Origin of the sequence: Mesorhizobium sp. M2A.F.Ca.ET.039.01.1.1 (assembly GCF_003998035.1) — a bacterium.
Taxonomy (GTDB): Bacteria; Pseudomonadota; Alphaproteobacteria; order Rhizobiales; family Rhizobiaceae; genus Mesorhizobium.
Window position 1 is genome coordinate 1 of the sequence record NZ_RZRY01001392.1, and the last position, 675, is coordinate 675.

The window sequence follows — 675 nt, forward strand, 5'->3', positions numbered from 1 at the left end:
GGGTGACGAAGGTCAGCGCCGCAAACAGCAGCATTGCCCCTTGCGCGAAATTGAAGACGCCGGATGCCTTGTAGATGAGCACGAAGCCGATCGCGACGAGTGAGTACATCACTCCGGCAAACAGACCACTGACCAATGTTTCAAGGAAATAGGACATGAGTTCCTCAGTGAACCGTGCCGAGATAGGCGGCTATCACGTCGGGGTTCTTGCGCACCTCGTCGGGTGCCCCGTCAGCGAGTTTGCGGCCGTAATCGAGCACCACCACATGGCTGGCGAGGTTGAGCACGATGCCGACATCATGTTCGATCAACACAACGGTCGAGCCGAAGACGCGATTAAGCTCGCGGATCACGCGGCTCATCTCCTCTTTCTCTTCCTGGTTCATGCCGGCCATCGGTTCGTCGAGCAGCAGCAGCTTCGGGCCGGCGACCAGTGCCCGGGCGAGATCGACGCGTTTCTGAAGACCGTAAGGAAGTGTCGAAACTATTCTTCCCGCGTGGCGGTCGAGCCCGAGGAACGACATGGTGCGCTCGGCGCGGGCAAGGAAACCGAGGCGCTCGGCGCCGTCCCTGCCCAGCCGGAAGATGTTTTCGAAAAAGCTGGCGTTGCCATGACGAGAGAGACCGGCCAGCACGTTCTCACGCACCGACAGGCGGCGAAACAACGCATTGTGC

At 60.1% G+C, this 675-nt stretch carries 1 protein-coding gene and 1 pseudogene; both read right to left on the reverse strand.

Going from position 1 to position 675, the window contains the following annotated elements; genetic code table 11:
- Nucleotides 1-157: pseudogene (locus EOA24_RS43725) on the reverse strand (branched-chain amino acid ABC transporter permease); the annotation flags it as partial.
- Nucleotides 158-164: 7 nt separating this feature from the next.
- On the reverse strand, nt 165-675 hold a 511-nt coding region (locus tag EOA24_RS40050; RefSeq protein ID WP_133375055.1), incomplete at its 5' end, for an ATP-binding cassette domain-containing protein.